The 18,080-nt window shown below is 67.8% G+C and carries 14 protein-coding genes; 12 read left to right on the top strand and 2 right to left on the bottom strand.

Features of this window, described 5'->3' with window-relative positions:
- Nucleotides 1–62: 62 nt before the first annotated feature.
- From EDC82_RS08140 to EDC82_RS08130, 3 genes are all read left to right on the top strand, one after another.
- Nucleotides 63–497 (top strand): YchJ family protein, encoded by a 435-nt coding sequence (locus tag EDC82_RS08140; RefSeq protein ID WP_006943881.1) that lies wholly within the window; start codon nucleotides 63–65, stop codon nucleotides 495–497.
- Nucleotides 498–781: 284 nt separating this feature from the next.
- Nucleotides 782–2,617, top strand: coding sequence for an aspartate--tRNA ligase (gene aspS / locus EDC82_RS08135; RefSeq protein WP_131941131.1), 1,836 nt, complete (start codon nucleotides 782–784; stop codon nucleotides 2,615–2,617).
- A 143-nt stretch (nucleotides 2,618–2,760) separates the two neighbouring features.
- Nucleotides 2,761–3,354, top strand: coding sequence for an HAD family hydrolase (locus EDC82_RS08130; protein ID WP_006943900.1), 594 nt, complete (start codon nucleotides 2,761–2,763; stop codon nucleotides 3,352–3,354).
- 56 nt (nucleotides 3,355–3,410) lie between these two features.
- On the opposite strand, the gene EDC82_RS08125 is transcribed toward EDC82_RS08130, so the two are convergent.
- Both EDC82_RS08125 and EDC82_RS08120 read right to left on the bottom strand, forming a co-directional pair.
- Entirely contained in the window at nucleotides 3,411–5,543 is a 2,133-nt protein-coding gene (locus tag EDC82_RS08125; RefSeq protein WP_050786440.1) for an MMPL family transporter, read from the bottom strand.
- Between the two features lie 149 nt (nucleotides 5,544–5,692).
- A complete protein-coding gene (locus tag EDC82_RS08120) occupies nucleotides 5,693–6,277 on the bottom strand; it encodes a hypothetical protein (protein WP_006943866.1) in 585 nt (194 codons plus the stop codon).
- An 82-nt stretch (nucleotides 6,278–6,359) separates the two neighbouring features.
- On the opposite strand from EDC82_RS08120, the gene EDC82_RS08115 reads away from it, so the two are divergent.
- From EDC82_RS08115 to EDC82_RS08075, 9 genes are all read left to right on the top strand, one after another.
- A complete protein-coding gene (locus tag EDC82_RS08115; protein ID WP_131941129.1) occupies nucleotides 6,360–7,733 on the top strand; it encodes a replication-associated recombination protein A in 1,374 nt (457 codons plus the stop codon).
- 234 nt (nucleotides 7,734–7,967) lie between these two features.
- Entirely contained in the window at nucleotides 7,968–8,975 is a 1,008-nt protein-coding gene (locus EDC82_RS08110) for an ABC transporter permease (RefSeq protein ID WP_006943869.1), read from the top strand.
- Nucleotides 8,976–9,087: 112 nt separating this feature from the next.
- Nucleotides 9,088–10,806: an ABC transporter substrate-binding protein gene (locus EDC82_RS08105; RefSeq protein ID WP_231729546.1), complete on the top strand. Its 1,719-nt coding sequence runs from the start codon at nucleotides 9,088–9,090 to the stop codon at nucleotides 10,804–10,806.
- Between the two features lie 127 nt (nucleotides 10,807–10,933).
- Nucleotides 10,934–11,950: an ABC transporter permease gene (locus EDC82_RS08100; RefSeq protein ID WP_006943892.1), complete on the top strand. Its 1,017-nt coding sequence runs from the start codon at nucleotides 10,934–10,936 to the stop codon at nucleotides 11,948–11,950.
- Nucleotides 11,951–11,961: 11 nt separating this feature from the next.
- Nucleotides 11,962–13,269 (top strand): ABC transporter ATP-binding protein, encoded by a 1,308-nt coding sequence (locus tag EDC82_RS08095; RefSeq protein ID WP_006943876.1) that lies wholly within the window; start codon nucleotides 11,962–11,964, stop codon nucleotides 13,267–13,269.
- 2 nt (nucleotides 13,270–13,271) lie between these two features.
- Complete coding sequence (locus EDC82_RS08090) at nucleotides 13,272–14,345, top strand: ABC transporter ATP-binding protein (protein WP_006943884.1); 1,074 nt, start codon at nucleotides 13,272–13,274, stop codon at nucleotides 14,343–14,345.
- Nucleotides 14,346–14,457: 112 nt separating this feature from the next.
- Nucleotides 14,458–14,832, top strand: a complete 375-nt coding sequence (locus tag EDC82_RS08085) for a DUF948 domain-containing protein (protein ID WP_006943870.1) — start codon at nucleotides 14,458–14,460, stop codon at nucleotides 14,830–14,832.
- A gap of 24 nt (nucleotides 14,833–14,856) precedes the next feature.
- A complete protein-coding gene (locus EDC82_RS08080; protein ID WP_006943871.1) occupies nucleotides 14,857–16,935 on the top strand; it encodes a M3 family metallopeptidase in 2,079 nt (692 codons plus the stop codon).
- Between the two features lie 160 nt (nucleotides 16,936–17,095).
- The gene (locus EDC82_RS08075; RefSeq protein ID WP_006943893.1) at nucleotides 17,096–18,079 is read left to right on the top strand and encodes an ABC transporter permease; all 984 of its coding nucleotides are present in this window, start codon (nucleotides 17,096–17,098) and stop codon (nucleotides 18,077–18,079) included.
- The last annotated feature ends 1 nt before the right edge of the window (nucleotide 18,080 follow it).

The following is an 18,080-nucleotide window of genomic DNA, read 5'->3' as shown; positions in this document are numbered from 1 at the left end:
ATCGTCGTGCCAACGAACCGCCGCGCGCCGATCGCTGCGCGAGCCCGTCACCGAGGAGACCCATGCCTGCTGCGGCCGACCCAAGCGTGCGACCCGGCCCGGACGCTGAGTGCCCCTGCGCCTGGGTGCCCGGGCGCTCGTTGCGCGAATGCTGCGGCCCGCTCGTCCTCGACGGCGTGCTCGCGCCGACGCCCGAAGCGCTCATGCGCTCGCGCTACACGGCGTTCGTGCTACGCGACGCCGACCACCTTTGGCGCACCTGGCATCCGCGCACGCGCCCGGCTCAGGTCGGCGACCTCGACGGCGTGACGTGGCTGGCCCTGCGGGTGCTCGACACGGGTGACGGCGGCATGAACGAGGCCGATACGCGCGGCACCGTCACCTTCGAGGCGTCCTACCTCGCCGACGACGGCCGTCGCGGGGTGCTGCGAGAGCACTCGCGCTTCGAACGCCGCGCCGGCCGCTGGTTCTACGTCGACGGGGACGAGCTCGACTGAGCCGCGAAAAACACGGGCGCGTCGCACACGCGGCATCACCTAGAATGAGCAGGTACGCCGTGGCGGCCTGACACCCCGCCCGAGCATGGCCCGTGACGGGCGTGTTCTGCGGCGGACCGCGCGTCCGGCGTCACCGACGAGAGGCCGAAGATCTTTCGGCGAAGGTGTGGTGGCACCGCGACCTGGCCCCCGCCCACACCTCCCGGGCTGCTCCCACGTGGGGCGCCCGGTCGAGCATCGTCCGATCGACGCGTCGCCGCATGGAACGAATCGAGAGGAACATCATGCTTCGAACCCATGAAGCCGGAACCCTTCGCGCAGCCGACGTCGGTGACACCGTCACCCTGACGGGTTGGGTGGCCAAGCGTCGCGACCACGGCGGTGTCGCCTTCGTCGACCTGCGTGACGCCTCGGGCGTCGTCCAGGTCGTCGCACGCGACGAGGTGCTGACGGGAGCCGCGCACGGTCTGCGCTCCGAGTACTGCATCAAGGTCACGGGTGAGGTCGCCGCGCGCGAGCCGAAGGACGTCAACCCGAACCTGCCGACGGGTGAGGTCGACGTCGTCGCGAACGAGATCGAGGTGCTCTCCGAGGCGGCGCCGCTGCCGTTCCAGATCGACGAGCGCATCACCGTCGGAGAGGAGGCGCGCCTCAAGTACCGCTACCTCGACCTGCGTCGCAAGGACCAGGGCGACGCGATCCGTCTGCGCTCGAAGGTGAGCCAGGCTGCGCGCGCCGTGCTCAACGAGCGCGACTTCGTCGAGATCGAGACGCCGACGCTGACGCGTTCGACGCCCGAGGGCGCTCGTGACTTCCTCGTCCCCGCTCGTCTCGCGCCGGGCAGCTGGTACGCGCTGCCGCAGAGCCCGCAGCTGTTCAAGCAGCTGCTCATGGTCGCCGGGATGGAACGCTATTACCAGATCGCGCGCTGCTACCGCGACGAGGACTTCCGCGCCGACCGTCAGCCCGAGTTCACGCAGCTCGACATCGAGATGAGCTTCGTCGAGCAGGACGACGTCATCGAGCTCGGTGAGCAGATCGCGAAGGCCGTGTGGGCGACGATCGGCGTCGACCTGCCGACGCCGTTCCCGCGCATGACGTACGCCGACGCGATGGCGAAGTACGGCTCGGACAAGCCCGACCTGCGCTTCGGCAACGAGCTCGTCGAGTGCACGGAGTTCTTCAGGGACACGACGTTCCGCGTGTTCCAGGCCGAATACGTCGGCGCCGTCGTTATGCCGGGTGGTGCGTCGCAGCCCCGTCGTCAGCTCGACGCGTGGCAGGAGTGGGCGAAGCAGCGCGGCGCGAAGGGCCTCGCGTACGTCCTCGTCCAGGAGGACGGCTCGCTCACCGGCCCGGTGGCCAAGAACCTCACCGAGACCGAGGTGGCGGGCCTCGCCGGCCACGTCGGTGCGAAGCCCGGCGACTGCATCTTCTTCGCCGCGGGTGCGACGAAGGCGTCGCGCGCGCTGCTCGGCGCAGCGCGTCTCGAGATCGGCAAGCGCTGCGACCTCATCGACGAGAACGCGTGGAGCTTCCTGTGGGTCGTCGACGCGCCGCTGTTCGAGCCTGCCGCCGACGCTGTCGCCTCGGGGGACGTCGCCGTCGGCTCCGGTATGTGGACGGCCGTGCACCACGCGTTCACGATGCCGAAGGCCGAGTACCTCGACACGTTCGACACCGAACCAGGCGAGGCGCTCGCGTACGCGTACGACATGGTGTGCAACGGCAACGAGATCGGCGGTGGCTCGATTCGTATCCACCGCAAGGACCTGCAGGAGCGCGTCTTCAAGGTCATGGGTCTGAGCGAGGAGGACGCGCAGGAGAAGTTCGGCTTCCTCCTCGAGGCGTTCAGCTTCGGTGCGCCCCCGCACGGCGGCATCGCGTTCGGCTGGGACCGCATCGTCTCGCTGCTCGCGGGCACCGACTCGATCCGCGACGTCATCGCGTTCCCGAAGAGCGGCGGCGGCTATGACCCGCTGACGGCCGCGCCCGCCCCGATCTCCGCTCAGCAGCGCAAGGAGGCGGGTGTGGACGCCAAGCCTCAGGTCAAGAGTGAGGCTTCTGCGGACGCCGCATCGCCCGCCGCTCCGGCCGAGGTGTCGCCCAACAAGTCGTGATCGGCTGATCGGCGACCGATCAACGGGTCGAGCCCCTGACGTCGCATGACGTCAGGGGCTCGACCGATTCTGCGCGACGCGCCGGGGGTGCTGGGCCCGACAACGGTTTCAGGGCTTGCCCCTTTCAGCCGTAGGGTCGCCACATGCGTGATACGGCTACCGTCCTGTTCGATGCCGACGGTGTGCTGCAGCACGCGCGTCACGGCTGGGTGGGTGCGCTCGACGCGATCGGTGGCGAGGGCTTCGCGTCCGTCGTGTTCGCCCGCGAACTGCCCGCCATGCGGGGCGAGGCGAGGATGCGTGACTGCCTCGTCGCCGCGGCCGAGGAGCACGGGGTCGCGCTCGATCCCGATGACGCGCTGCAGCTGTGGTCGCGTTTCGACATCGACGAAGAGGCGATGGCCGTCGTCGCCAAGGTCAGACGTGCCGGGTACGGCGTGCATCTCGCAACCAACCAGCAGGACGTGCGCCGTGACCTCATGCGCCGCCGCTACGCCGGAGTGTTCGACGAGGAGTTCTATTCCTGCGAGCTCGGCGCGTGCAAACCGGCCGAGGCGTTCTTCGCGTCGATCATCGACCGGCTGGACGTCCCGGCGGGTCAGATCGTGTTCGTCGACGATTCGGCCCGCAACGTCGCGGCGGCGACGTCCTGCGGCATCCGGGCACATCTGCATGACCCCAGCAGCGGCGCGGCCGGCATGCGCCGGATGCTCGAGGGCGCCGGTGTTCGAATGTGACCGCAAATCGCCGTTGGGGACGGGATTCGCAAAGGGGGACGCGATTCGCGGGGGAGTCAGTCGCGGAGGCCGAAGCGGGCGTGCCAGCGTTTCATCGGGGCGGGGGCCCACCAGTTCCACCGGCCCATGACGGTCATCGTCGCGGGCACGAGGATCATGCGGACGAGCGTGGCGTCGAGAATGATCGACAGGGCGAGGCCCACGCCGATCTGCTTGATGATGACCATCTTCGCCGCGGCGAACCCGAGCATGACGATGACCATGAGAAGTGCGGCGCTCGTCACGATGCGTCCGCTGCGCTGGATGCCGACGGCGACGGCGCGCGCGTCGTCGTCACCATGTTCGTGGGCCTCGACGATGCGAGAGAGCAGGAATACCTCGTAGTCCATCGCCAGGCCGAAACCGAACGCGATGAGGATGACGGGGACGGTCGACTCGATCGCGTCGTTGCTCGTGTAGCCGAGCAGCGATTCGAAGTGGCCGTTCTGGAAGATCCACGTCATCGCTCCGAGGCTCGCGCCGAGGGAGAGGGCGTTGAACAGGAGGGCCTTGAGCGGCAGGACGAGCGATCCCGTCATGAGGAACAGCAGCACGAGCGTCGCGAACGCAACGACGAGCACGACGTAGGGGGCTCGCGCAGCGATGGCGTGCGTGTAGTCGTCGAGCTTGGCCTGCTGGCCCGTCACCCATGTCGGAAATCCTGGGCGGTGAGCGTGCAGGTCGTGGACGACGTGCTGCGTGCGCCCGTTGGAGGGGGTGGCCCCGTCGACTCGCAATCCGACGGCGACCTTGCCGTCGCCGAGGTCACGCACGGGGTTGACCCCGGTGACGTATTCGCGGTGTGCGACATCGCTCGAGACCCACTTCGTCATCGTCGCCACGTCGGTCTCGCCGACGATGCTCACGGCGGGTTCGCCGAGCGCAGGGAAGTCGTGGGCGAGGTCGTTCATGAGGGTGCGTTGCGGGTCCGACGTCGGCAGCAACGCGCTCGTCGAGCTCACCTGCCGCATGCCGAGCAGCGGCGCGGCCAGCACGAGCAGGACGACGACGACACCGCAGATCGAGATCCACAGATGACGCTGGACGGCGTGGGCGAGGTCGGCGAATCGTCCCTCGTCCGCGTCAGGCTGCACGCGCTTCTTCGCGAGGCGCGCCGCAGCGAGGCGCGCGCAGGCGGGCACGAGCGTCAGCGCCGCGAGGCAGGCGACGGCGACGACGGACAGGCCGGCGAGGCCGATCGCCTTTGTCACCGATGCGGGGAACAGGACGAGCCCTGCGACGGAGATCGCGACCGTAAGCCCGCTGAAGAGAACGGTGCGCCCGGCCGTCGCGATCGTGCGCTGGGTCGCGAGGTCGTGGTCGGCGCTCGTGAGCACCCCGTCGAGGCCGTCGGCCTCGCGCTGCAGCGCGAGGCGCGACAGTTCCTCGCGGAAGCGTCCGACGATGAGCAGGCCGTAGTCGATCGAGAGGCCGAGACCAAGAATCGTGACGATGTTGACGACGGTCGCATCGAGGTCGGTGACGTGGCTGAACCCGAGCAGCGCGAGCAGCCCGCCGGCGATCGCAGCGATCGCGCCGATGAGGGGGAGGCCCGCCGCGATGAATCCTCCGAACACGATGACCATGACGATGAGGGTCAGCGGGAAGGCGATGCCCTCTCCGGTCTTGAGGTCTTCCTGCACCTGATCGGTGATGCGCTTGAGCACTTCCACGGACCCGCCGGTGCGCACGCGCACCCCCGCGGGCGTCACCGCTTCGACGGCCTTCGTGACCTGCGCGCTCACGTCCTCCTGCACGCTCTTGTCGAGCCCAGCATCGAGCGTGGCGACGAAGACCATCGACTCGGGTGCGCTCGAGGAACGGTAGGCGGCAGCGACGCGCGGGTCGCGTTTCGCCGCGGGTGAGTACGCCGACTCGACCGCCGACGTGTGCACGACGTCGTCGATCACCTGCTGCACCTTCGCGCCGACAGCCGCTTGCTGTGAACTCGCCACCCCGTCGAGTCGGACGGCGACGCTGCCGCCGGCCTTGTCGCCGGTCAGCAGCATGTCGTTGCCGGTGTGTGCCTCACCCGGCACGAACGGCTCGGCCTGCCGCAGGTGTGCGAAGAGTCCGCCGCCACCGAAGGCGCCGGCCGTCGTCGCAAAGGCCAGGACGACGGCGACGAGCCACGTCAGGACGATGGCCATGGCGTGACGCGCGACGAAGGCGCCGTAGCCTCGCCCGCTCGGACGCTCGCCGTCGGTCGGCTCGGGCGAATGGCCCGAACCATTTGACGAGGCAGCCGACGAATCGTCGGCCCGAGAGGCCCCGGCGCGCTGTCGCGTGGCGCCCCACCTCATCCGATGACCGCCACGATGACGCTGACGAGCGCGAGTGCCATGAGGGCGCACGGCAGCGGCAGCCAGCGCACGCGACGACCGGAGGGGACGTCGGCCGGGTTGTCCACCGTCTCGGCGTCCAAGGCCTCGCGCAGCGCGCCGGCAGAGCGCGGAGGCTGCGTCAGGGTGCCCGGCATCGGGCGCAGGGACGCGGTCGGCAGGATGCCGAGACGCGCGTCGTCGGCGTTGCGCGCGCCGCGCGCCTTCTGCGAGCCGATCGCCCACACCGTCGTCTTGTGCCCGTCGTTGTCATGGAGGACGAGGCTGCCCTTCGACGTGGCGTGCGAGATGCCCGGCCAGGGCAGCGTCACCTCACGCACGACGTTGGAGACGACGACGTCGTCCGCGCCGAAGCGGATGCTCGGGCGCACCATGACGCAGAACGACGCCGCGGCGAGGGCGAAGCCGACGAACGCCATCGTGTGCGGCGAGCGGGCCATGAGGCCGCTGACGACGAGGACGATCCCGATGGCGACCCCGAACCACCCGATGACGACGTTGAACGTCTGACGGATCGCGGTGGGTTGGGAGGAATTGCTCATGGGGTGTCCTTCGAGGCGGGCGGCGCGGTGGCGCGGCTCACTCTAGTCGTGCCTTGTCGGTGGTGGCTGGTTGACTGCAGCCATGAGTGATGACCTGTTCTCGAGCCGCCTCGACGGTGAACGAACCTCGGGCAGCGCTGGTGCGTCGGCGATGGCGCCGCTCGCGGTGCGCATGCGCCCGCGCACCCTCGAGGAGGTGCGTGGGCAGGGCGAGGTGCTCAAGCCCGGATCGCCGCTGCGGCGTCTCATCGAGGGCCAGGCGGGTGCGGCGGGGCCGATGAGCGCGATCCTGTGGGGGCCGCCCGGAACGGGCAAGACGACGCTCGCGCACCTCGCGGCGAACAGCGCAGAACGCCGGTTCGTCGAGTTGTCGGCGATCACGGCGGGCGTCAAGGACGTGCGTCAGGCGATGGAGGAGGCGGGCCGCCACCTCGCGATGTACGGCCGTTCGACGGTCCTGTTCCTCGATGAGATCCACCGCTTCAGCAAGGCCCAGCAGGACGCGCTGCTGCCCGGCGTCGAGAACCGCACCGTCATCCTCGTCGCCGCGACGACGGAGAACCCGTCGTTCAGCGTCATCGCCCCGCTGCTGTCGCGTTCGGTGCTCGTCACGCTCACCTCGCTCGACGACGCGCAGATCGCGGACGTCATCGGCGCGGCACTCGTCGACGAGCGCGGTCTCGACGAGCGATTCACCCTCGACGACGACGCGCGCGATCACCTCGTCCGCATGGCCGGCGGTGACGCCCGGAGGGCGCTCACGGCTCTCGAGGCGGGCGCCGGGGTGGCGACGGACGCGGGGGAGAAGACCATCACGCTCGCCCACGTCGAGCAGGCGATGGCGGCAGCCGCGGTGCGCTACGACCGCGCCGGTGACCAGCACTACGACGTCGCTTCCGCCCTCATCAAGTCGATGCGCGGCTCCGACGTCGACGCCGCCCTGCACTATCTGGCACGCATGCTCGAGGCGGGCGAGGATCCGCGATTCATCGCGCGGCGCATCGTCATCGCCGCAAGCGAGGACGTGGGGATGGCGGATCCGACGGCGCTGCAGACGGCGGTGGCGGCGATGCACGCCGTCGCGCAGATCGGCATGCCGGAGGCGCGGATCATCCTCGCGCAGGCGGTCGTGCACAACGCGATCGCGCCGAAGTCGAATGCGGCGTACGCGGCGATCAACGCCGCCATCGCCGACGTCCGGGCGGGCCGCGGCGGCGCCGTGCCGCCGCATCTGCGCGGCTCGGGGTACGCCGGGGCGACGCAGTTGGGGCACGGGGCCGGATACACATACACGCACGATGAACCGGACGGCGTCGGCCCGCAGCAGTTCCTGCCCGACGACCTGCTGCCCGACGCGGACTACTACTACCCGACGTCGCGGGGGTGGGAGGAGCGGCTGGGGGAGCGATGGCGACGCCTGCGCGCCGTCATCCGCGGGGGTGAGAGTGCAACGTGATGCAGCTCACTGCGTGATGTTGCAGAATCGCGTGTTTCGTTAACGCGGTGTTACACCTGCGGCCATTCGCGGGTCAAAGGTAACGATCTGGTGACCCTCGTACTTTGAGGCTGGAATCACAATTTCGATGGGGCATGATCTGGGGTGCATGACGAGCTCGGCCAACCGCCGGGCCGCGTGTGACAGGCGGAGCGCGCACCGAGCGCCCAGAGACGGAAGGACGAAGCCTTGGCAATGGTCACCGGCGATCCCGCGCTCGAAGGGATGGGTCCCGATGGGGCCGAACCCCAGACGCCCGAGGAGCCCAAGGCGATCGAAGGTCGTTCGCTTCGTCAGATCGCCGTGTCTCGACTCAAGCGCGACAAGGCCACCCTTGCTGCGATGACCATCGCGGCGCTGTTCGTCCTCGTGGCGATCATCGCTCCCATCCTCGTGGCCACGGGTGTGCTCGACCCCACGACCAACCATCGCGATCTCCTGTCCCAGGACGGCACGCCGATCGGTAGCTTCAGCGGTGCAAGTTCGCATCACCCGCTCGGCGTCGTGCCCTCCTCGGGTACGGACCTGCTGAGCCGCCTCATGTACGGCGTGACGTTCTCCGTGGTCGTCGGCCTCGGTGCGACGGCGGTCGCGATGCTCATCGGCATGACGGTCGGGCTCATCTCGGGCTTCGCCGGGGGCAAGGCCGACTTCCTGCTCAGCCGGCTTGTAGACCTCGTGCTGTGCTGGCCGCAGACACTGCTGCTCTTGGCGCTGTCGGGGACGATCATCGCGCGCATCCAGAGCTTCGGCGTAAAGAACAGCAACATCGCCGCGGGCATCTACATCATCCTCGTGCTCGGCCTGTTCGGCTGGCCGACGTTCGCTCGCATCATTCGCGGCCAGGTCATGACGCTGCGCAACCGTGAGTTCATCGAGGCGGCCCGCTCCCTGGGTGCGACGAACCGCCGTCTGTACGTGACGGAGCTGCTGCCCAACCTCTGGGCGCCGTTCCTCGTGTACGCCACGCTGACGTTCCCCGCCTTCGTCTCGGCGGAGGCCGCCCTGAGCTTCCTCGGTGTCGGCATCCACGCCCCGACCCCCACGCTCGGAAACATCATCACGGACGCCATCGACTTCTCGCAGGCCGATCCGACGTACTTCTTCGTGCCGGTCATCACGATCTCGGTTCTCGTCCTGAGCTTCAACCTTCTGGGCGACGGCCTGCGCGATGCGCTCGACCCCAAGGCCGATCGCCACTGACGCCACCGCGCGTCTCTCACACGAGCCCACGGGCTCCCTCAGTTTTCCTGGCCACGTCCGGTCAGGTCGGTTGGATCGCCTCGGCGGATCCTTCTTCATCAAGGAGATGACGATGAACAAGAAGTCGGCTTCCATCCTCGCCGTGGCGATGGCTGGTTCGATCAGCCTCGCTGCCTGCGGTGGCGGGTCCAGCGACAACGGTGGCTCCGGCGGTTCCGGGGGCAAGGACTCCGGTGGCACGCTGAACTACCTCAACAAGCGCGGCGCCGAGAACCTCGACCCCCAGCGTGTCTACATCGGACGTGACATCTCGAACTGGGGCCGCCTGTGGTCGCGTTCGCTCGTCACGATGCCGGCCACGGACGACATCAAGAAGGGCGACAAGCCGGTTGCCGACCTCGCCACCGACACGGGCAAGATGTCGGACGGCGGCAAGCAGTGGAGCTTCACGCTGAAGGACGGCGTCAAGTGGCAGGACGGCAAGGACATTACATGTGATGACCTCAAGTACGGCATCTCGCGTACTTTTGCCACGGACGTCATCACGGGTGGCCCGTCCTACGCCCTTGCGTACCTCGACATCCCGCAGAAGAACGGGCTGCCGATCTACGACGGCCCGTACAAGAACCACAACAAGGACGCGTTCGACAAGGCTGTCACCTGTGACGGCAAGACGATCACGTACAAGTTCAACAAGGCGTGGCCGGACTTCAACCTCGCCGTCGCCTCCCTGCGCGCGTTCGACCCGTTCCGCAAGGACCAGGACAAGGGCGACAAGAGCAACCTCACCGCCTTCTCTGACGGCCCCTACAAGCTGCAGGGCACGTGGAAGAAGGGTCAGGGTGGCACCTTCGTCCGCAACGACAAGTGGGACGCCAAGACGGACACCGTGCGCAAGGCGCTGCCGGACAAGATCGTCTTCCAGGAGGGCATCGACCCGGTCAAGATCAACCAGCGTCTTATCGCCGACCGCGGTGACGACCAGACGGCTATCACGACGAGCTCGCTCCAGCCGCAGCTGTACGGCCAGATCACGGGTGCCGTGAAGGACCGGTCCGCGAACGTGCAGTCGCCGTACGTCGACTACCTCGTGCCGAACTTCAAGAAGATGACGAACCAGAAGGTCCGTCAGGCTCTGCTCGCCGCGACGAGTCAGGACGCCTGGATCACCGCTGGCGGCGGTGACAAGGCCTACGCCAAGGCCGACTCCATCATCAACCCGGCGCTCACGACGGCCTACGTCAAGAACCCGGCGTTCAAGTACGGCACGGGCGGAAACATCGAGGAGGCCAAGAAGCTCCTCAAGGAGGCCGGTCAGCCCAACCCGTCGATCAAGTTCACGTACCAGGGCGGCACCCCGCTGGCCGACAAGCAGGCAGGCGCCATTGCGGACGGCTGGAAGAAGGCCGGCTTCAACGTCACCCTGAACGGACTGACGGACACCTACTACGATGTCATCCGCGACCCGAACTCCGACGGCGACGTGTACTGGGCCGGCTGGGGTTCGGACTGGCCGTCCGCCAGCACGGTCATCCCGCCGCTGTTCGACAGCCGTGTCAACCTGACGGCGAAGTCGAACGGTTCCGACTACGGCAACTACAAGTCGGACGAGGTCAACAAGATGATCGACGAGGCCTCCAAGGCCACGTCCGTCGACGCCGCAGGTGAGATCTACAAGAAGATCGACGCCAAGCTCGGCGAAGAGGTCGCCTACATTCCGCTCGAGTCGCAGAAGTTCTACTACCTGCGCGGTTCGAAGGTGACGAACTACATCAACGGCGCCGGCACGTCGATGTACCCCGACCTCGCGGTCATCGGCGTCAAGAAGTAATCGGACGTCTTGGCACCTCGACCGGCGGGGCACCCACCGATGCCCCGCCGGTCGCCCGGTCCTCGCGGCCGACACCGAACCCACCCCCGTTCCCGTTCGAGAGGACTGCCCGCAAGGGCGGAAGCTCATGGTTGCCTACGTCATTCGCCGACTCTTCTCGGGTCTGGTCATGCTGCTCGTCGTGACGCTCGCGACGTTCGTGCTCTTTTTCTCCGCCGGCAAGGACCCGGCCGCCCAGACCTGTGGCAAGAACTGCTCCCCAGCGCTCATCGAGCAGAACCGCAAGGCCCTCGGCTACGACAAGCCCGTTCTCGTGCAGTGGGGTAATTTCGTCAAGGGCGTAGCTACGGGACGCGAATTCCCGGAGGACAAGGAACTACGAAAGAGCGCGCCCGACCTTGCCTTTTCATGTGACGCGCCATGCCTGGGGTATTCGCCGCTGCAGTCCGCGAACGTGACGGATGAAATCAAGGCAGCATTCCCGATCAGTTTCTCCATTGCGCTCGTCGCCTTCGCGCTGACGCTCATCCTCGGCGTCGGGTTCGGTATCCTCGCCGCGTTGAATCGAGGCGGGATCGTCGACAAGACATTGGTGGGGACATCGCTGATCTTCTACGCCCTGCCGACCTTCGCGATCGGCTCGCTCCTGTACCAGTTCGTTGCGATCGACTGGGGCTGGCTGCCGGTTCCCAAGTACTCCACGATCGCCGACGGAGGCATCGGTGGCTGGCTGTCGGGCTTGTTGATGCCAGCCCTCACGCTGGCGCTGTTCACCGCCGCCGGGTACGTCCGCATGACTCGCGCCTACGTGCTCGAGACGATGAGCGAGGACTACCTGCGCACCGCCAAGGCCAAGGGCCTGTCGAAGGGCAAGACACTGTGGAAGCACACGATGCGGGCGGCCATCACGCCGATCATGACGATGGCCGGCATCGACTTCGCCGTGCTCGTCGGCGGCGCACCGATCACGGAGTCGGTGTTCAACTACGACGGCCTGGGCAAGTTAGCGGTCACGTCGACCCAGACGCCGGACCTGCCAACGAACGTCGGTATCGTCGTCGTCCTGTCGGCGCTCGTCATCGTGGCCAACATCATCGTCGACTGCCTCTACGCCGTGGTCGACCCACGCGTGAAGCTGGCCTGAGGAGAGAGACCATGTTCGACAAGCTCAAGAAGAAGGTCGACGACTCCGTCGTCGGCGAGAAGGCCGAAGCTCTCGTTGACAAGGCCAGCGACGTCGTCGCCACCGCGGCCGCAAAGGTCCCCGGGCACGGCGCGGGCCATGGCGTGGGCCGCGAGACGTTCACGGACTCGGGCGCCAAGCCCGGCAAGAAGCAGGTCGACAAGAGTGGCACACCGCTGCTGTCGGTGCGCGACCTCAAGGTGCACTGGCCGACCGATGACGGCATCGTCAAGTCGGTCGACGGCGTGAGCTTCGACCTGTACGAGGGTCAGACGCTCGGCATCGTCGGTGAGTCGGGTTCCGGCAAGTCGGTGACGTCGACGACGATCATGGGCCTCAACCGTGGGACGAACGCTCAGATCTCCGGTGCGATCGACTTCGACGGTGACGACCTGCTCACCATCAAGGAAGACCGCATGCGCGAGTTGCGCGGGCGCAAGATGGCAATGATCTTCCAGGACCCGCTGTCGGCGCTTCACCCGTACTACACGGTGGGCGCGCAGATCATCGAGGCCTACAAGGTGCACCACCCCAAGGCGTCGAAGAAGGAGGCGCGTGAGCACACGATCGACATGCTCGCCCGCGTCGGCATCCCGTCGCCGCAGAAGCGAGTCGATCAGTACCCCCACGAGTTCTCGGGCGGTATGCGTCAGCGGGCGATGACGGCGATGGCGCTCGTCAATGACCCGAAGCTGCTGATCGCCGACGAGCCGACCACGGCACTCGACGTGACGGTGCAGGCGCAGATCCTCGACCTCATGCTCGACCTGCAGCAGGAGTTCAAGTCCGCGATCATCATCATCACCCACGACCTCGGCGTGGTCGCCGACGTCGCGGACGACCTGCTCGTCATGTACGCCGGGCGTCCGGTCGAGAAGGGTGACGTCTACGACACGTTCGCGACGCCGCAACACCCGTACACCGTGGGTCTGCTCAACTCGATGCCCCGTCTCGACGAGGCACGTCGCGAGCAGCTCGACCCCATCCCCGGTAACCCGCCGTCGCTCATCAACCTGCCGAGGGGTTGCTCGTTCGCGCCGCGTTGCGCGTTCAAGTACCTCGTGCCGGGCGATCGCTGCGACACCGAGATGCCCGATCTGCGCCACTTCGGCGACCAGGAAGCCCGCTGCTTCCTGACCGCAGAGCGGAAGGCCGAGCACATGAAGCCCGCGCAGACCCGCACGATCGACGGCGACGACGCGGCTTCCACAACCGGCGCGGCCCACGCCGCGACTGCCGGTGCTGCGGACGCCCACGGCGCGACCAAGGTTGGAGACTGAGCATGACCAACGCAGACACGCACGCGACGAGCGTGCCGCCGGGACCCGACGACGCTCTCGCGAGCGCGACCCAGGTCGCCGTCGGAGAAGAGGTGCTGCGCGTCACCGGGCTGCAGAAGCACTTCCCGCAGAAGAAGGCGGGCCTCATCCGGCGCCCCGACAACCCCGTCAAGGCCGTCGACGGCATCGACCTCGTCGTCCACCGCGGTGAGACGGTCGGCCTCGTCGGCGAGTCGGGCTGTGGCAAGTCGACCGCCGGTCGCACGATGCTCAAGCTCCTCGAGCCCACGGGAGGCCGGATCGAGTTCGCCGGTGAGGACATCACCGACTTCAAGGGCGGCGACCTGCGGCGCATTCGTCGTGAACTGCAGATGGTGTTCCAGGACCCGCACGGCTCGCTCAACCCGCGTCACACCGTCGGCAAGATCATCTCGGCGCCGTTCGAGATCCAGGGCGTCAAGCCCGAGGGCGGCGTGAAGAACGCGGTGCAGGAGCTCATGTCGCGGGTGGGGCTCAACCCCGAGCACTACAACCGCTACCCGCACGAGTTCTCCGGTGGTCAGCGTCAGCGCATCGGTGTCGCGCGTGCGATCGCCCTCAAGCCGCAGGTCATCGTCTGCGACGAGCCGGTCTCGGCGCTCGACGTGTCGATCCAGGCGCAGGTCGTCAACCTGCTCGAGGAGATCCAGGACAGCGACAAGATGGCGTACGTGTTCGTCGCGCACGACCTGTCCGTCGTGCGTCACATCTCCGACCGTGTCGTCGTCATGTACCTCGGCAAGGTCATGGAGGACGCCGACCGCGACACGCTGTACGAGCGCCCGCAGCACCCGTACACGCACGCGCTGCTGTCGGCCGTGCCGATCCCGGACCCGACGCTCAAGGGCAAGCGCGAGCGCATCCTGCTCAAGGGCGACCTGCCGAGCCCGCAGAACCCGCCGTCGGGTTGCGTGTTCCGCACGCGCTGCCCGAAGGCACAGGATCTGTGCGCTCAGGTCGTGCCCGAGCCCGTCGAGGTCGCGCCCGGCCACCGCGTCGCGTGCCACTTCCCGGAGGTGCGCGCCGACGTCGTGTGACGTCACCCGCTCGAAGCCGTCTGGCCCGCCCCACATCGGGGCGGGCCTGACGGCCATGTGCACCCCGTAATCTGGTGGCAGCGCGACATGCGCGCTCGAAGAAGGAGATGACGTGGACCTGACGCTCGGACAGATCGCCGGGTTCATCGCGGCCGTCGCGTTCGCCGTGCTCGTGTGGCGCCTCGGCAGTGTCATCGGCAAGGCTGGCGCCGTGCTCGACGAGGCGAGCGCCGCGGTGCGCAAGGTGAGCGACGAGACGTTGCCGCTCATCACGGAGATGACCTCGACCGTCGCAGCCGCGAACACCCAGGTCGAGCGCCTCGACGCAATCACAGCCAACCTCGCGACGATGACGAATAATCTCAACGCCCTGACGTCGCTGACCGTGGCGACGGTCGGGCGTCCCATGCTGAAGGTCGCCTCCGTCGGTTACACCATCAAGACGGCAATGAGCGGAAAGACCCCGGGGACGCCGCGCCGATTCTGAGTGCTGCGCGGCTAGGGTCACCCCATGAACCAGATCACGACCGGCCCCGTCACGGACGACGCTTCCACCAATCCGTTGCTGACGCGCAGCGACCTGCCGTTCGAGTTGCCGCCGTTCGAACGCATCCGCGCCGATCACTTCGTCCCGGCCTTCGAGCATCTCGAGCAGCAGGTGCGGCGCACCCTCGCGGACATCACGCAGCCGCAGACACCGGCGACGTTCGTCGACGTCGTCGAGCCGTTGGAACGCGATCACGCGGCCACCGAACGCGTGTTGGCGCCGCTTTACACCCTGACCGGTTCTGACACGACACCGCCGTTGCAGGCCCTCGAGGACGAGCTCGCGCCGCGCGTCGCCGCCCTGGCGGACCTGGTCGACGTCGATGCTGCCCTGCTCGAGAAGCTGCGCGAGGTTCGAGCCGGCGACGCCACGATGAGCCCCGAGCAGAGCCACGTCGTCGAGCGCCGGATCAAGGCGATGACGCTTGCCGGCGCGGCGCTCACCCCGGAGGCTGCCGAGCAGGTCAAGGCGATCAACGGCGAGCTCGCGACACTCGGCGCCGAGTTCGACCGCCGCCTGCTGGCCGACACCGCGGCCCTGGCCGTCGTCGTCGAGGAGCGTTCGAGCCTCGCAGGCCTGGACGACGCCGAGATCGACGCCCTGGCACGGCCCGAGCAGGACGGCGGCGGCTACGTCATCCCTCTCACGTATCCGACGGGACATCCCTACCTCGCGCGTCTGCGTGATCGTGACCTGCGTCGACGCATCATGACGGCGTCGACGGCGCGGTGCAGTCGCGGCGACGAGAACGACACGCGGGAGCTGGTTCGGGACATCGCCCGCCTGCGTGCCCGTCGAGCCGCGCTGCTTGGCTTCGACAGCCACGCCGCGTGGGCGACGGCGGACAGCACGGCCAGGACGCCTCAGGCGGTGCTCGACATGCTCGCTCCCATCGCGCGTGCCGCCGGCGAGAACGCCCGCGCCGAGATCGAGGTGCTAGCCGCCACGGCGCGCGAGGACGGGGTGGACACGATCGAGTCGTGGGATCACGCGTACTACGCCGAGCAGGTCAGAGCGCGAGATCACGACGTCGACCTGGAGGCCCTGCGTCCCTACTTCGAGCTCGAACGTGTTCTCGAGCGGGGCGTGTTCGCCGCGGCCGAGCAGCTGTACGGCTTCACGTTCACCCCGCGAGCCGATCTGCGGGGCTGGAACGCCGACACGCGCGTGTTCGAGGTGCACGACGAGGACGGGGGCGCCGTCGGCCTGTACCTGCTCGATCCGTACGCCCGCCCGAGCAAGCGCGGCGGCGCGTGGATGCATCCGCTCGTCGAGCAGAACGACCTCCTCGGCCAGGCCCCGGTTGTCTGCAACAACCTCAACGTGACGCGGCCGTCGCAGGGGGAGCCCACCCTCATGACGTTCGACGAGGTGGAGACGTTCTTCCACGAGTTCGGCCATGCCCTGCACGGGCTGCTGTCGCAGGTGCGTCACCCGTCGGTCTCGGGGCCCAACGTCGAACGGGACTTCGTCGAGTTCCCCAGCAAGGTCAACGAGATGTGGATGCTGTGGCCGAGCGTCGTCGAGCGCTACGCGCAGCACGTCGAGACGGCGGAGACGCTGCCGGAGGCGGTGCGTGATCGCCTCGAGGCCTCGGCGACCTGTAACCAGGGCTTCGCCACCAGTGAGCTGGTGGGCGCCGCATTGCTCGACTTCTCCTGGCACCTGCTCACCGAGCAGGACGAGGTGCCGTCCGTCGAGCAGATGGCCGAGACGGTACGGCGCCGGTACGGACTGGACATCGACGCCGTGCCCTCCCGCTATGCCGCGCCGTACTTTCAGCACGTCTTCTCCGGTGGGTACTCGGCGGGGTACTACGGCTACCTGTGGTCGGAGGTGCTCGATGCGGACGCATGCGAGTGGTTCGTCGAGAACGGGGGAGCGACGCGCGAGAACGGACGGCGGTTCGCCGAACGGATCCTCGGCGTGGGCGGTGGCGCAGACCCCATGGGGGCGTACGAGAGCTTCCGCGGCCGGGCGCCGTCGCCGGGGCCGATGTTCCGCCGTCGCGGCCTCGAGGCCAGGAGTTCCGGGTCGCGCTGATGTCGGCCAGATGTCGTCCTTGTTTCGTGAGTAACGATGTCGTCACGGGCCGTCCCCCAGCCGTTCATCTTCGGCGCCCACCACATATTCTTCAATCGCCGCTGAAGGAAAGACCTTCCGACCAGCGTCCATCACCGTCTCGTGAAGGAGACACGCCCGCGTGCTTCGCTACATCCTCCGAAAAGCGCTGGGGTGGGTGGTCATGATCTTCGTGGCCACCAACCTGACGTTCTTCCTGGCTTCCTTCTTCCTGAAGCCCGAGTCGAACTATCTGGCGCGGCGACCCCCGCTCAGCCACGACCAGATCGTTCGCTCCCTGGACCAGTACAACCTGAACCCCGACGAATCGGTCTTCACGAAGTGGTGGACGTGGTTCCAGGGCGTGTTCTTCCACTGGGACTGGGGTCAGTCGCCGACGGGTGTCGACGTCAACTCCGAGGTCGCCTACCGGGCCGCCATCAGCGCCCAGCTCGTGCTCGGTGCGACGATTCTCAGTGCGGTCCTCGGCATCGCGCTGGCCGTCTACAGCGCAGCTCGCCAGTACCGCTTCGGCGACCGCGTGGCCCAGGCGACGTCGATCATCACGCTCAACATCCCCCTGCCGGTGGCGGCGCTGTGCGTCGTGTTCCTCGGCATCTGGGCCAACCAGAAGCTCGGTCACACCGTCTTCTACGTCGCCGGTGCGCAAGATCCGAACGTCAGTGGGTTCTGGGCGACGCTCGTCAGCCGCCTGGCACACCTCGTGCTGCCGTCGATCACCCTCATCCTCGTGGGTTACGCCAGCTATCACCTGACTCAGCGCACGCTCCTGCTCGACACCGTGGACGCGGACTTCGTGCGCACCGCCCGGGCCAAGGGGCTCACGCGCCAGGAGGCCATCCGCCGCCACGGACTGCGCACGTCGCTCATTCCGACGGCCGCCCAGCTCGCGTTCTCCATCCCGGCGATGTTCACCGGCGCGATCATGACAGAGACGATCTTCGCCTGGAAGGGCATGGGGCAGTACTTCACCCAGACCATCGGGCAGAACGACATCCACGGCACCGTCGCCATCGCGGCCTTCGGCGCCCTCATGACGGCCATCGGCGCGATCCTCGCGGACCTCGCGACCGTCGCCCTCGACCCCCGAGTGCGGGTGAGCTGAG

The organism is Dermacoccus sp. SAI-028 (assembly GCF_004346775.1).
In the GTDB taxonomy this organism is placed as follows: Bacteria; Actinomycetota; Actinomycetes; order Actinomycetales; family Dermatophilaceae; genus Dermacoccus; species Dermacoccus nishinomiyaensis.
The sequence above is the reverse complement of the archived record's forward strand: the minus strand, read 5'-3'. Positions and strand labels throughout refer to the sequence as shown.

What these genes read in the sequence shown, in the direction of transcription:
- EDC82_RS08100 (WP_006943892.1), top strand. Translation starts at nt 10,934, where the DNA reads ATGGTTGCCTACGTCATTCGCCGACTCTTCTCGGGTCTGGTCATGCTG.
- EDC82_RS08110 (WP_006943869.1), top strand. Translation starts at nt 7,968, where the DNA reads ATGGTCACCGGCGATCCCGCGCTCGAAGGGATGGGTCCCGATGGGGCC.
- EDC82_RS08095 (WP_006943876.1), top strand. Translation starts at nt 11,962, where the DNA reads ATGTTCGACAAGCTCAAGAAGAAGGTCGACGACTCCGTCGTCGGCGAG.
- EDC82_RS08105 (WP_231729546.1), top strand. Translation starts at nt 9,088, where the DNA reads ATGAACAAGAAGTCGGCTTCCATCCTCGCCGTGGCGATGGCTGGTTCG.
- EDC82_RS08080 (WP_006943871.1), top strand. Translation starts at nt 14,857, where the DNA reads ATGAACCAGATCACGACCGGCCCCGTCACGGACGACGCTTCCACCAAT.
- EDC82_RS08140 (WP_006943881.1), top strand. Translation starts at nt 63, where the DNA reads ATGCCTGCTGCGGCCGACCCAAGCGTGCGACCCGGCCCGGACGCTGAG.
- EDC82_RS08125 (WP_050786440.1), bottom strand. Translation starts at nt 5,543, where the DNA reads ATGGCCATCGTCCTGACGTGGCTCGTCGCCGTCGTCCTGGCCTTTGCG.
- EDC82_RS08090 (WP_006943884.1), top strand. Translation starts at nt 13,272, where the DNA reads ATGACCAACGCAGACACGCACGCGACGAGCGTGCCGCCGGGACCCGAC.
- EDC82_RS08115 (WP_131941129.1), top strand. Translation starts at nt 6,360, where the DNA reads ATGAGTGATGACCTGTTCTCGAGCCGCCTCGACGGTGAACGAACCTCG.
- EDC82_RS08120 (WP_006943866.1), bottom strand. Translation starts at nt 6,277, where the DNA reads ATGAGCAATTCCTCCCAACCCACCGCGATCCGTCAGACGTTCAACGTC.
- EDC82_RS08130 (WP_006943900.1), top strand. Translation starts at nt 2,761, where the DNA reads ATGCGTGATACGGCTACCGTCCTGTTCGATGCCGACGGTGTGCTGCAG.
- aspS (WP_131941131.1), top strand. Translation starts at nt 782, where the DNA reads ATGCTTCGAACCCATGAAGCCGGAACCCTTCGCGCAGCCGACGTCGGT.